Here is a 12922-nt window from a genome sequence, read left to right on the forward strand (position 1 = left end):
AGATTATCTTCGGTTGTATTCCATTCGTTTGGGGTTTGGGTAGCTATTTTTCTTTCCATGAGAAACACTCCCTCTTCTAAGTTTACCAACATTTTTATTATATCATTTTTTCAAAATAAAGAATATTTTTCTGGGTAAACTCCGCAATTTCTTGTGTAAGTTAATATTTCCTATATCTCATTAGTGGGAGGTGGGTGAAGTGATGTGAAGTTGACACCAAAACAAAAGGAATTTGCTGATTTATTTATCAAATCAGGTAATGCTACACAAAGCTATATTGATGCAGGATATAAAGCAACAAATAAGTCTGTTGCAGAAGCAAATGCGAGAAAATTACTCGGAAATATCCAAGAGAAGAGAAACGCATCATGGATGCAGACGAAGCATTGGAGTTGCTAACGAGTATTGCTCGTGGTGAAGCTACGGAAACCGTAGTAACTCCATCTGGCGAGAAGGAAACCAAAGAAGCAGATATCAACCAGCGAATCAAGGCAATAGATAGCCTGATGAAACGATTTAATGAGGTAGGGATTGAACGTGCACAAAGCATCATGAATGACGGTCAGTTCTTTCTCGTAGAAACGGATAAATTTGATCACTATGGCCTGAGCAGACGAAGAAACAAATATTATACACATCTGGAATAGCATCGATGGGATGGTTTAGAGTATGTAATCACAAATGAACTGTATATCCGAAACTTCTTATGAGCTAGGGCAAAAAGTTGCTCTCTATCCTTTATCCTGAGTTGGAAGAAGAAACGAGGATAAGTGGGTTAACTCGTCCATTATTTGTATATTTCAAACCGAATATAGCCAATAACTTTGATATGAACAGTCCTTTGGGCATCTCCATATTTGCCAATGCAATGGACACCCTACGATCCTTAGATATTGCGTTTGATTCGCTGGTGAACGAATTAGGTTAGGAACAAGAGGATCATCGTTCCGGCAACAGCAGTGAAAACAGTTGTTGATCCATCAGATGGATGTGTGAAACGATGCTTTGATCCAACGGACAAAGTATATCAAGCATTCAATTTTGATACGATGGACAACCAAAAGATCATCGATAACAGTGTGGAACTTCGAATTGATGAACACATTGCAGGGTATCAATGCACTGCTTGAAATATTAGCGATGCAATTGGGCTTTAGTGCTGGAAGTTTTACCTTTGATTCGCAAGGTCTCAAAACAGCTATAGAGGTAGTGAGTGAGAATTCCAAGACGTTCCGAACCGTTACCAGTCATGAGATCATTGTGGAAGAAGGCATAAAGAATCTTGTAACCACTATTGGTGAAGTGGCACAGCTATATAATTTGTTCGCTGTTCCTCCTGATTTTGAAATAAACATTGAGTTTGATGACTCCATCACAGTAGAAAAAAAGAGGAGCAAACCTAATTTCCTGCTCTTGATTACGCACTTCGATGATAGAAAGAATATCTAATTGTTGGCTTTCTCCTGACTTTGGGTGATGCTTTTGCTGCTTTTGTGATTTTTTTCTTCTTTTTTTGAGATTCCTTTGTTTCCAAATAACCCCAATCTGATTATTAAAATACACTTCAATCAGATCTTTCACTTCTTTACGTACCTGTCCATGAAAATACACTATCGCCTGTGTCTTGTGGAGAAGAGGATACGACCTAAAACCGCTGAATGTTAGCGATTTCTACTTTGTATATATTTTGAATACTATTGAAATCAGTATATTTCTATGATTAAATACATTTAGTTCCTGTTTTGGTTTGATTTTTGGTTGAGCACTTCTCCCAAACAGGCTGAATCTTTTCGATTCCCATCAAACCAGGCTACTAGCAAACAGGCGCCTTGCGGATACGCTTGTAGCAATTGCTTCGATCGTGTGTTGGCTGCCTCTGGTTCAGCCGCGTGATCAGTCATCATTAAGCACCCTTGTTGGATGAGTGATGGCATTAGTAGTACAAGCTTGATTGTTTTACGTTTTACTGTTTTACGTGCTTTATGTTTTACTGCTTTATGATTGCTTTATGTTTTACTGCTTTATGTTTTACTGTTTTACGCTTTACTTGTTTTACGCTTTACTGCTTTATGTTCGGAATCTTGTGAACAATGCAAAATGGTGTGGATAGTGGATACGTCCAATCGAATACGTGTGGGCGCGTGAGAGATCCATTTTTACTGTCAGGTGATGACTGTCGCTCTGTTTTATGGACAAAAACATCATCTGAGGAGAGATTTATAATGGATAATAAAAAACTTTCATGCGTGGAGCAGTCTGTATTACCTCTTATGGGCAGCATCGATGCGGAGCAAGTACAACAAATCGTTGCTCGTGTATTACCGAAAACTGTCGATCAGCAGCAGGTCACCGTCCAAGTCATTATCCAGTATGGAGTGGATCAAGCGACGATGGATCAGCGATTTCAGCAACAACGGCAGCAGATCAAACAGGACATCCAGGAAATCGTAGGTCAAACCGAGGCGCGCGAAGTGAAACGAGATGAGCGGCTTCACAAACGAGTGGATTTTATTCGCTCTGTGGTGATGTTTCTCAAACGACATGTTGTCAAAATCTCATTAAGCGTAGCTGGCTTATCTGCGAGTACTTGGGCGATTTTTTATCACGATGTACTGTTCGATCTAGCAAAAGAGGTAATCAAGATTGTTGCGGAGAATAAACTCGATGCAATTGCAACGGGAATACAGCTGGGTCTAAGCAGTATCATCGACTCAGCAGCACCTGTCATGGTGCCCGTATTGTCGGTTGTATTGCCAGAGTTCGCACTCCATAGAAAAACAGCTACCGCATTGCTGCAAGTAGCTGCCTTTTCCCTAAACCACACGGTATTGGATTGGACCCCGGTCCGTCGTGGTTTAGCATTTATCAGAAGCATATTTGCTTCTAAATAAACCTGACAGAGGATCGAAGCGCTCACACGCTTTCGATCACTGTCCACATCATTATAAAAAATCCAGATATTTCTGTCAAGAAATGCTGGTTCATGAGACACAAACAAAGCCCGCGTTTTGGATAGCGGGCTGTTTGTGTTTGACAGGTTTGGGTATTGGTACTCATTAAAGATCTTAGAGGAATCTCACCAACATTCTGTACTGATTGAGTTTCTTAAAAATACATTGCATTTTTTCTGTCTGGAAATGAGACTGGTGCTGTGCCGCCTGGACAAATACCGCAGGAAGTCTGTTTGTTGTCACTCCGGTATGGATCAGTAAGAAGATTGAGGGCATCAAAGGTATGGTGATCGGAACTGCAATCGCTACGATTTTGATGACGATTTTACTGACTATAGCCAATTATTTTGTGATCTTCTCTATCTACAGCTATTTGATTAACTGTACAGTTACAGGAGACGCCAAAGATATAGTGATCTTTTATGGGGTTGCTCCATTTAACCGGTTAAAAGGTATCTTGATTGGAGTATTAATTTATCCCACTCTACCTACCAAAAATCATTTCCAATATTATCTTTACAAGTAAGAAGGTAACATTGATTTCTTATAGGTTTTATTTTATATTTTGAATAATGCAGGTTGTCTTTTCTATTCAAAATGTAAAGGAGTTGTTTTGAAATGGAAAAAGAATTAAACTTAGACGCTTTTCAGCAAGCTGTCGAAGAAAAAGAACTAAACCCAGCCAACACAAACTTCATTGATTTAATCATTGAAAACGTTGGCAGAACCAGACCAGAATCTGAATAAGAGAAACAGGGAGGGGACTATGTTATCATGGTTCCCTTTTTTAATAAAAATGACAGGTTATGATCGAAATGGAGGAGAAAAGATGCATTCTTTGTATAATGAGATAGTAAACCCATGGAAGGATGTAAAAATAAACGCAATGTATGAAACATTGGAGCAATTAGATCCACATTTCAAACGATCCAATGAGAGATTTCCAAAAACATGGGAATTTCCTTTGCTAAAGTATGTATTTACCCTCTGTCTCCATAGTGCAAAAATAAAAGACATTGCTGCAATTCAACAAGCATTGCAATTTTGGGAACATGTCCGTTTACAAAGAAATGGAATCTTCCACTACGAAGATTCATCATGGTTATTGCTTGATAAACAATATTGTAAAACACGTCCGCCTTTTAATAAGGAGTCTACAAAAGATATTATTTTGCTCACAAAAAAAGCTCTAGATCAAGGATTTCAAGGCGTAACGCCAATGTATCTCGAGCGCAGCTGGCAATCGATCAAAGATACACAGTTTCTACCTTTAGTAGAAGAAGCAGGAAGTGTCATCGTTCACTTAGAATATCAAATAAATGATGATGATCTCACCGCATACACTACCCAATTCCAAGGAATTACTTATACCGATTGGTCTGACAATCCACTCTCCTATGCAGAATCAATCGTTCATGAATCAGCTCATTCGTTACTTAATTATTATATCGAGGCACTGGACTTAAAAATTCCTTCTACTACCTATTGGTCCCCTTGGCGGCAGACCAACCGACCTGCTTATGGTGTATTACATGGAGTATGGGCATTTTCACACGTTTATCAGTTTTATAAACGTCTCGCTGTTGCCGAGAACAGAGAAGAACACCTTATCCGAGCGGAGAGAGAAAAGAAAGATTTGATAGGTGTAGGTGATTCATTGGCAGCAATACTAGATGATATTGGATCAGACCAACTACAGGAACTTGTCAGAGATGTATATCCATTTGATAAATAAAGTAATGCATGAAACCACCACATTTTACATTATAAGTGAGAAGATTTAGGTTTCACTATTAAAATGAAGGAACTCTCCGATTATGTTACAGGAGAAAATTTTAGACTTATTCAGAGGATTTTCTCCCATTAGGAAGTGCTGCCAAGGGCACCAATCATGTAATGAACGCTGTGTTTAAAACAGGAACTGTCAAAAAAATTTCATCACAAACTCTGAAGCAGTGATGGATTTTGGACATCCAACGTCCAAAAAGTCTCTGATCCCTAATATAAAAAACACTCCATATAGGGTAAGTGACACTGGTTGTGCCCATTAGAGGAATTTTTTGCTGTTCAATCCACTTCATCGTAAAATAAAAAATCAGGCACGTCTTTTTACAGACAGTACCTGGTTTTTAAATTTACACTAACATCGTATTGTAAATCATAATCCAAATGGAACCTGCGACAACCGTTACTGCTACAAATATCCCGTATGCTACATTGATTACTTGATAAACTCCATCTTCACTTTCCGTGATGTGCATGAAATAGATCAACTGTACCAACAGCTGCATCACGGCAAGTACTAGTAAAATGGTAATCTTCCAAGACATTGGCAGCGATGTATACAACATGACGACAAAGGCGAGCACGGTCAATACTAGGGAATAGATGTAACCGATAATATGCGGTTTTGCGCTGTGATGATGTTGTTCCATTTATACCACCCCCAACAAGTAAATCGTGCTGAAGAGGAAAATCCAGACTACATCAAGGAAGTGCCAGTAAAGACCTGTCATAAAGATTTTTCTTGATGTAACAGGGGTAAATCCACGTTTGATCACTTGAATCATAACCCCAATCACCCAGAAAATCCCGAGTGTAACGTGCAAACCGTGTGTTCCAACTAGGGTGAAGAATGCAGAGAGAAAAGCGCTGCGAGTAGGACCTGCATTCATCTCTACTAGCATGGCAAACTCTTCTATCTCCATGATAAGAAAGCCAAGACCTAATAGTAAGGTGATAATCGTCCAAATCAGATAACCTTTCATCGAGTTTCTTCGCATGTATAGAATAGCTAGACCACATGTGAAACTACTCGTTAAAAGCAAGAAAGTCTCTGTTGCAAAAATATGGATCTCAAATAGGTCTTTTCCAGAGGGGCCTCCTGCTGTCTGATTCACCAATACAAAATAAGTAGCGAAGAGAGTGGAGAACAACACAATCTCCGCACCGAGAAATATCCAGAAACCAAAAATCTTCAATCTGCCTTCTTCTGATTTATATTCCATTGGCTGATAACCTTTTGTGGTAGTTGTCGTCTCCATCTTACACCCTCCTTCCTGCTGCTAGTTCGGTCTTCTTCACTTCTTCTACTGGAATATAATAATCGCGGTCATAGTCGTTAAACGAACGCCAAATCATGGTGATTACACAACCAAGTAATCCAAAAGCTCCGATTTGCATCCACTCAAACACAAATCCGAATCCAGATATAAACATAAACGCCGACATCACAACAGGAAATCCTTCGCTCTTTGGCATATGAATAGGTTTTATTTCCGGCGTTTCTTCTTTTCTACCTTCAGCTCTTTCTTTTTTCATTAGGTGGAAAGCATCTAAGCCTTTTACTTTTGGAATAACAGCAAAGTTATATTCTGCGGCTGGAGATGATGTCATCCATTCCAATGTACGACCATTCCAAGGATCTCCTGTCGTATCTTTCTCCCCACGACGGAAACTATAGATCATATTCCAGACTAAGATGATGAAACCAATTCCCATACCAAATGCACCGATGGTAGCAATAAGGTTCCATGTCTCCCATCCTAATCCTGCAGGATAGGTGTACATTCTTCGGGTCATTCCTTTGAGTCCTACGATATACAACGGGATGAAACACATATTAAATCCGGCAGTAAACCACCAGAAAGCCCATTTGCCAAGTCGTTCATTTAACAAGAATCCAGTGATTTTTGGCCAGTAGTATACAAGACCTGCAATACAGCCATAAACGGTTCCACCTATTAAGACATAGTGAAAGTGTGCAATCAAGAAATAACTATTGTGATACTGATAATCAGCAGGTGCAGCAGCCAGCATAACCCCTGTTATCCCACCTACAAGAAATACCGGGATAAAACCTAAGGCCCAAAGCATCGGCGTCTTAAATTCAATCCGACCTTTGTGCAGCGTAAACAGCCAGTTAAAGACTTTCACACCTGTCGGTATGGCAATCAGCATCGTACTGATTGAGAAGATGGAGTTAATCCATGGTCCTGATCCCATCGTAAAGAAGTGGTGAACCCAGACCAAAAAACTTAAACCAGAAATAGCTAACATGGAATATACCATCGCGCCGTAACCGAACAATTTCTTTCTAGCAAAGGTACTAAAGATTTCAGAGAACAACCCAAATGCAGGCAAGATTACGATGTATACCTCTGGGTGACCCCAAATCCAGAACAAGTTTGCCCACATCATTGGACTTCCACCGCCAGCTAAGGTAAAGAAGTGGAAACCGAATAAGCGATCCAAAGTGAGCAGTGCCAATGCGATTGTCAACACAGGGAAAGCGAAAATGATAATAACAGAAGTGATCAGCGTCGACCAAGAGAACAGTGGCATCCGCCATAGCGTCATTCCTGGCGCTCGCATTTTCAAAATGGTTACTAAAAAGTTAATCCCTGATACCAAAGTACCAATACCAGCGATCTGTAAACCTAATAAATAATAGTTTTGTCCTGGCCCTGGATCTAATTGATTCCCGGCAAGCGGTGTATAACTTGTCCAACCAGCATCAGGAGATCCACCAATGACAAATGAAATATTAAACAACATACAACCTGCTGCAAACATCCAAAAACTCACTGCATTGAGTGCTGGAAAAGCTACATCTCGTGCCCCAATTTGCAGAGGGATTGCTACGTTCATCAACCCGATTAAAAATGGCATCGCCATAAACAATATCATGATGACTCCATGAGTCGTAAAGATCTGATTATAATGATCCGCATCCAAAAAGTTCAGATTAGGTGCCGATAATTGCATACGCATCAAAAGTGCGTCTACTCCACCACGAAATAACATGAGCAAGGATGCCAAGAGATACAAAATACCAATCTTTTTATGGTCAACAGTGGTCAACCATTCACGCCAAAGCCAACCCCATTTTTTATAGTAGGTCAGTACAAACAATATTGCTAAGGAAGCCAGCACAATCGAAACTTGTGCACCGTAAATGAGCGGATCTCCCGTTACTAAAAAATGTTCAGGCATCTTAAAGTTAAATAAAAAGTCTTTCATGGTTTACCCTCCTTCTGCTAGTGATGATGGTTATGAGAATGGGAATCTGTTGATTTATTTTCTGGTTTCTTTTCTTCTTTTGTTTCTTCTGTTGTTCCATGATGATGCGGGGTCGTTGGTTCTAAGATCGGTTTTCCGTTCTCATCCAATTTGTTCACATCCACATCTGGGTATGAGGAGTAAGTTTGTTCTTTAACTAGACCAGGTTTTAACAACTCTTTAAACATCGCTTCCGTCTGTTTTGGTGCTGTTTTCTTCACATTTGCCACCCAAGCATCAAAATCAGACTGAGTTACGGAATGAACATTAAACTGCATATGAGTAAAATCTTTTCCTGAGAAGTTCGCACTTCTACCGATATATGTTCCAGGATTATCTGCTTCCAGCCACAAATACATCGTCATACCAGGCATGGTATACTCTTGTCCTCCTAGCTCTGGAACCCAAAATGAGTTCATTGGACCCACTGCATTTAGCTCAAAGCGAACTGGAACATTTGCAGGTATTTTCACATAGTTGACTGTTTCAATACCTTGCTCTGGATATTTAAATATCCATTTCCAGTCAGCTGATGTTACTTGTATTGTGATTGGTTTTTGATTAGGACTAGGTGATTTTTCAAGCTTAAACGTTGATTTTACAGTAGGAATGGCGAGTGCAATGATGATGACAACAGGAATAGTTGTCCATATAACCTCTAACCATTTGTTTTCTTTTTCTTCCGGTTCTACATATTCTTCATCAGTCGACTTTGCTCGGTATTTCACAAGCATATACACAAAAAGTACAATAACTGCAACAAACACGATCGACATTAAGATAATAGACCACATAATTAAATCATATTGTTCTTTTGCTACCGGTCCTTGTGGATTTAATACGCCTGTTTTCAACGACGAACATCCAGATAGCAATAAGGCCATAGTGAAAAAAATCGCTACATATCCTGTTTTTAATCGCATTTTTGGTCACCTACTCCCTCTACCAAATACTTTTGACCATAATTTTTACTAAGTTAGACATACAACCTTCACTAATGAATTATAGAACCATTTCCTTTTTAAAGTCGGACAGACAGTGACAAGTTTGTGAATAAATGCACTTAAATTATTACCAATAAAAAAAGATCACATCGCTGTAATCCCTTACATCACCTCGATTATTCACTTTTTCACGTTAAACGAGGGAAGGATGAATGTATGTCCGTAACGTTTACATACTTTTTTCAGTCATCTCTTGTGGAAAAACTGAAAATTTATTTGGTTTAAATCAATAATCACCCTAAAAACTAGGACAAGAGAGACATTTTTCAATACCATTCATAATTATTACTGAAAATCCAATATTTGATAAAAAGAAAACATCCTATCATAATAGATATACAAACCTTATCGATAGAAAGAGGGAAATAAATGAACTTTGCAAATGACCTCCCCCTGCTAGCATATCTCGCTAGAAAAATCAGATTGGACCGTGGACTTTCTTTGGAGAACTTAAAAAATGAAAATATCTCCGTTGGCACCATTTCCAACATCGAAAATATGGAAGGAAATCCTTCTAAAAGTAAAGTGCTGTATCTATTTCAAAGTTTGAATATTAATGAGGAAGAACTTGAGGAGATAAAACAGAAAGAATTACTAGAGATAGAAACATTACGAAGGAAATTGGAATGTGTAGAGGATTTAATTAATGATGAGGAGTTAGAGCAAGCGAAAAAGCTCCTTGCTCAATACGCGCCAAAGGAACATCACGCTCTTTATCCCTATTTTCGTTATTTACAAGGGCTTTGTTATTTTGAACTTCGAGAGTGGAAAAAATCACAAAAAATATGGGAAGAGACACTTGTTCTTTGTAAAAAACAAGCCTTTGTTGCCAAACATGATTTGCTTGCCAAATGTTTTAACCGCCTAAGTACATGTTGGTATGCACAAAACGATCTAGCAAAGGCGCTCTATTATGTTGAGGAAGGATTAAAACAGTACAAAACAAAAAAACAGGACGAAATCAAATACGCCCTATTAGTAAATAAAGTTTTATATTTGAGAAAATCAGATCGTAGAAAAGAAGCAGTAAAACTAATCAAAGAAGTATGGCCTTTAATTAACCAGATTCAGAGTGTACGAGTAAAGCTAATCCTGTATAAATCTTACTGTATCCTTCTCCTTGAAAATCAAGAGTTAAATGAAGCATTGTACTATTGTAAGGAGAGCATCGATATTGCACACCGAAACATTTCACAAAAAGGGTTTCTACTTGATTTTCTTAATATATTGGGCAGCATTTACTTAAAACGAAAAATGTATGAACAAGCTCTGGAGTATTTTTCTTTAGTTTTTGATATATCCCCAGATAAGAAATTTTCTCGGAGACATGCAGACACTTACACTTATTTAACAAGTTTATATACTGCCCAAAATGATTGGGTAAACGCTCAAGAATGTATGAAAAAAGCTCTTTCTTTTGGAAGAGAGATCAAAGATGACTACCGTCTATCCAAAATTCTCATGGTAGCTGGAATTTGCAACAAAACACAGAAGCAATATGATGAAGCAATTCCTTTGTTTAAAGAAGCTGTTACTCTTTGTAAGGAAAATGAATATCCCAAACGGACATGCAACGCTGTATATGAATTAGCAGCATGTTATGATAAAATCGGCAACAGAAAAGCATTTTCTCAATGGACAGAAGAATTTTATCGGCTACAACGAAAAATTGGTTGGATTATGGAGGAAGAATTCTATGTCATATTTTAGAAAATCATCACTAATACAATCAGTTAACTATATGGGTGAAGATGAAGAAACCGGGCATTGAATAGAGGAACAACCCACTACCTGCTTTGGGATACAGGTTGTGGGTTGCTTTTTATATATCAAGCGCTTTCATTATTCTCCATATATCATTCCAAAATCTATTCCATACTTCCACTATCTGCATGCTGCATGTTGGCAAATTGTTTTCGTAACTCATCCTTCACTATTTTACCAAGGGAATTACGAGGCAGTTGATCCACCATGTATAGATGTTTTTCACACTTATAAGAAACGAGTTCTTCCTTATATTTTTGCATGATATCTGCTTTATTTATGACCGATTGTGGATATTTTGCAATAAATACAGCTGGAACCTGTCCATAAACATCATCTGGAACACCAATGACTGCTACCTCTTTGACTCCTTCCATCTGATAAAAAATAGACTCCAGTTCTGTCGGATAAATATGCTCGCCATCACTAATAATGAGATCCTTATAACGATCCACGATAAGCAGATATCCATCTTGATCCATTTTTCCTAAATCTTCGGTATGAAGCCATCCATCTCGTAATGTTTTTTGTGTGGCCTCTGGCTGATTCCAATATTCCTTGAACACCAGCGGTCCTCGTATGACAACCTCTCCAACTTGTCCAACAGGAAGCTCTTCACCTGTTTCGATATCTACTACTTTCCACTCCATGTGTAATACCGGTTTTCCAACTGTATGGCTTTTTTCGATACCCATTCTAGGAGTCCAAAAACTGAGTGCCCCTGTCGTTTCTGTACATCCATAAACTTGACAGATCTCAATACCATAGGATGTGTATTGCTCAATGAGCTGCCTTGGAACTGCGTCTGCACCACAAATGATATAGCGCAAGGAGTCAATATTCATTTGCATCCAACTAGGATCTTGGACAATTAAACGTAATATAGAAGGAATCGCCATAAATTGTGTAATCCGTTCATCTTGAATAAGCTGCCAAGTGTATCTCGGATGAAACACAGGTAAAAAGATATTTGTTCCCCCTTTTAAAAGATTGACAAAACTAATGAGTGTGCCACTGATATGGAACATGGGAGTAACGATTAGCGTGCGGTCCCCAGTCCGCCAATCTAGGTGATGCGAATCAGATACAATGGCGGTATACAGGTTGTGATGAGTAATGACAACTCCCTTTGATTTTCCTGTTGTTCCAGATGTGTAGATAATCAAAAACGGATTGTCCCCTCCCTCTGCCATTGCTGGATCTTCAACCGATTCCTCCGAAAATATCGAAAAGAAATCGGTTTGTGGAATGGATACAAAATGCTCTAAGGTTTCTATATCTTGAAGGTAATTTGTTACTTCTGTAAAAGCCTCTGCATAAAACAAGATTTTTGCTGTTCCATCGTTTAATCGATAACGCAACTCTTCCACAGCTAAACCACAGTTTAAAGGAAGGACAATCGCGCCTATTTTCGCTGCTGCTATATAGATAGCAAATGCAGGAACACTATTTTGGCTGAGCACAGCTATACGATCACCTGATCGAATATTCTTCTTTTGAAGCCAATGAGTTATTTGATTTACATATTGATTTAGTTGGGATTGCGTAAAACGGTACTTATCATCCACTGCCACTTCTTCATGTGGATAAGTAGAAGCACGATATTGTAATAAACTGCCTAAATTGATATTCATTACTTTCCTCCTTAGACTATGAATTTATCATTATGGCTATGTATAAATGTTTGATTAGTCTTAATGGCAGACTAATATTAATTATTACTATATCATGGGAAATTCGCATTGGATTTATTTTTTTAAAAAAATCTTTTGCTATTATAAAAAACATAAAAAAATAATATGACTAGGCTTTATTTCTAGCTTTTTATCATGAACAAGAATTTGTGACATTCCAAAATTCAATATAATAATTACAAATATTTGATAATATTACCCATATTATTTCCGTTAGATACCTAGAAAAAAGAGCAATTCCAGCTATTATTTTGGCAATCATAATGAACAACTTCCCTCTCTTTATGTTATAATCCTATCGTATTTATTTTCTGAATGGAGGGTTGGAAACACGATGTGTATGGGCGTATATTTTTCCATTCGTTTGCGTAAGTAAGAGGTGCAGATATTAGCTCAGTTTTTTAATGGTAAATAACTGAGTTTATTAACTGTACCTTTTTCATTCAAA

General features: G+C 38.2%; 15 protein-coding genes. 9 read left to right on the forward strand and 6 right to left on the reverse strand.

Translation table 11 applies throughout. The features are described 5' to 3' along the window. Positions 1 to 204 precede the first annotated feature (204 nt). The 4 genes from GSM42_RS11245 to GSM42_RS11260 all read left to right on the forward strand — a co-directional run bounded on the left by GSM42_RS11245 (position 205) and on the right by GSM42_RS11260 (position 1449). A complete protein-coding gene (locus GSM42_RS11245; protein ID WP_160801640.1) occupies positions 205 to 399 on the forward strand; it encodes a terminase small subunit in 195 nt (64 codons plus the stop codon). Then, positions 369 to 647, forward strand: coding sequence for a terminase small subunit (locus tag GSM42_RS11250; protein ID WP_160801641.1), 279 nt, complete (start codon positions 369 to 371; stop codon positions 645 to 647). The genes GSM42_RS11245 and GSM42_RS11250 overlap by 31 nt, the downstream gene beginning before the upstream one ends. A gap of 312 nt (positions 648 to 959) precedes the next feature. Continuing rightward, positions 960 to 1130, forward strand: coding sequence for a hypothetical protein (locus GSM42_RS11255; protein ID WP_160801642.1), 171 nt, complete (start codon positions 960 to 962; stop codon positions 1128 to 1130). Further along, entirely contained in the window at positions 1096 to 1449 is a 354-nt protein-coding gene (locus tag GSM42_RS11260; protein WP_160801643.1) for a phage portal protein, read from the forward strand. Before GSM42_RS11255 ends, GSM42_RS11260 begins: the two co-directional genes overlap by 35 nt. A 281-nt stretch (positions 1450 to 1730) precedes the next feature. On the opposite strand, the gene GSM42_RS11265 is transcribed toward GSM42_RS11260, so the two are convergent. Continuing rightward, positions 1731 to 1904 (reverse strand): hypothetical protein, encoded by a 174-nt coding sequence (locus GSM42_RS11265; protein ID WP_160801644.1) that lies wholly within the window; start codon positions 1902 to 1904, stop codon positions 1731 to 1733. A 318-nt stretch (positions 1905 to 2222) separates the two neighbouring features. Between GSM42_RS11265 and GSM42_RS11270 the strand changes: the two genes are divergently transcribed. The 4 genes from GSM42_RS11270 (at position 2223) to GSM42_RS11280 (ending at position 4686) form a co-directional block, all read left to right on the forward strand. Beyond that, positions 2223 to 2891 (forward strand): hypothetical protein, encoded by a 669-nt coding sequence (locus GSM42_RS11270; protein WP_160801645.1) that lies wholly within the window; start codon positions 2223 to 2225, stop codon positions 2889 to 2891. Between the two features lie 343 nt (positions 2892 to 3234). Then, the gene (locus GSM42_RS11275) at positions 3235 to 3477 is read left to right on the forward strand and encodes a hypothetical protein (protein ID WP_160801646.1); all 243 of its coding nucleotides are present in this window, start codon (positions 3235 to 3237) and stop codon (positions 3475 to 3477) included. A gap of 92 nt (positions 3478 to 3569) precedes the next feature. Then, positions 3570 to 3698: a hypothetical protein gene (locus tag GSM42_RS21015; RefSeq protein ID WP_275402149.1), complete on the forward strand. Its 129-nt coding sequence runs from the start codon at positions 3570 to 3572 to the stop codon at positions 3696 to 3698. Between the two features lie 19 nt (positions 3699 to 3717). Next, positions 3718 to 4686, forward strand: a complete 969-nt coding sequence (locus GSM42_RS11280) for an aKG-HExxH-type peptide beta-hydroxylase (RefSeq protein ID WP_160801647.1) — start codon at positions 3718 to 3720, stop codon at positions 4684 to 4686. Positions 4687 to 5086: 400 nt separating this feature from the next. On the opposite strand, the gene qoxD is transcribed toward GSM42_RS11280, so the two are convergent. Genes qoxD through qoxA form a run of 4 tightly spaced genes read right to left on the reverse strand, consistent with a single transcriptional unit; the run spans position 5087 to position 8935 of the window. Then, positions 5087 to 5386 carry a cytochrome aa3 quinol oxidase subunit IV gene (qoxD, locus tag GSM42_RS11285; RefSeq protein WP_160801648.1) on the reverse strand — a complete coding sequence of 100 codons (300 nt, stop codon included), beginning with the start codon at positions 5384 to 5386 and terminating at the stop codon, positions 5087 to 5089. Beyond that, positions 5387 to 5995, reverse strand: a complete 609-nt coding sequence (gene qoxC, locus GSM42_RS11290) for a cytochrome aa3 quinol oxidase subunit III (RefSeq protein WP_160801649.1) — start codon at positions 5993 to 5995, stop codon at positions 5387 to 5389. A 1-nt stretch (position 5996) separates the two neighbouring features. Then, positions 5997 to 7946 carry a cytochrome aa3 quinol oxidase subunit I gene (gene qoxB / locus GSM42_RS11295; protein WP_420820992.1) on the reverse strand — a complete coding sequence of 650 codons (1950 nt, stop codon included), beginning with the start codon at positions 7944 to 7946 and terminating at the stop codon, positions 5997 to 5999. 44 nt (positions 7947 to 7990) lie between these two features. Then, positions 7991 to 8935, reverse strand: coding sequence for a cytochrome aa3 quinol oxidase subunit II (qoxA, locus tag GSM42_RS11300; protein ID WP_160801651.1), 945 nt, complete (start codon positions 8933 to 8935; stop codon positions 7991 to 7993). A gap of 450 nt (positions 8936 to 9385) precedes the next feature. On the opposite strand from qoxA, the gene GSM42_RS11305 reads away from it, so the two are divergent. Then, the gene (locus GSM42_RS11305) at positions 9386 to 10726 is read left to right on the forward strand and encodes a helix-turn-helix domain-containing protein (RefSeq protein ID WP_160801652.1); all 1341 of its coding nucleotides are present in this window, start codon (positions 9386 to 9388) and stop codon (positions 10724 to 10726) included. Positions 10727 to 10884: 158 nt separating this feature from the next. On the opposite strand, the gene GSM42_RS11310 is transcribed toward GSM42_RS11305, so the two are convergent. Continuing rightward, positions 10885 to 12414 (reverse strand): class I adenylate-forming enzyme family protein, encoded by a 1530-nt coding sequence (locus GSM42_RS11310; protein WP_160801653.1) that lies wholly within the window; start codon positions 12412 to 12414, stop codon positions 10885 to 10887. Positions 12415 to 12922 lie beyond the last annotated feature (508 nt).

Origin of the sequence: Shimazuella alba, assembly GCF_009831235.1 — a bacterium.
Taxonomy (GTDB): Bacteria; Bacillota; Bacilli; order Thermoactinomycetales; family Thermoactinomycetaceae; genus Shimazuella; species Shimazuella alba.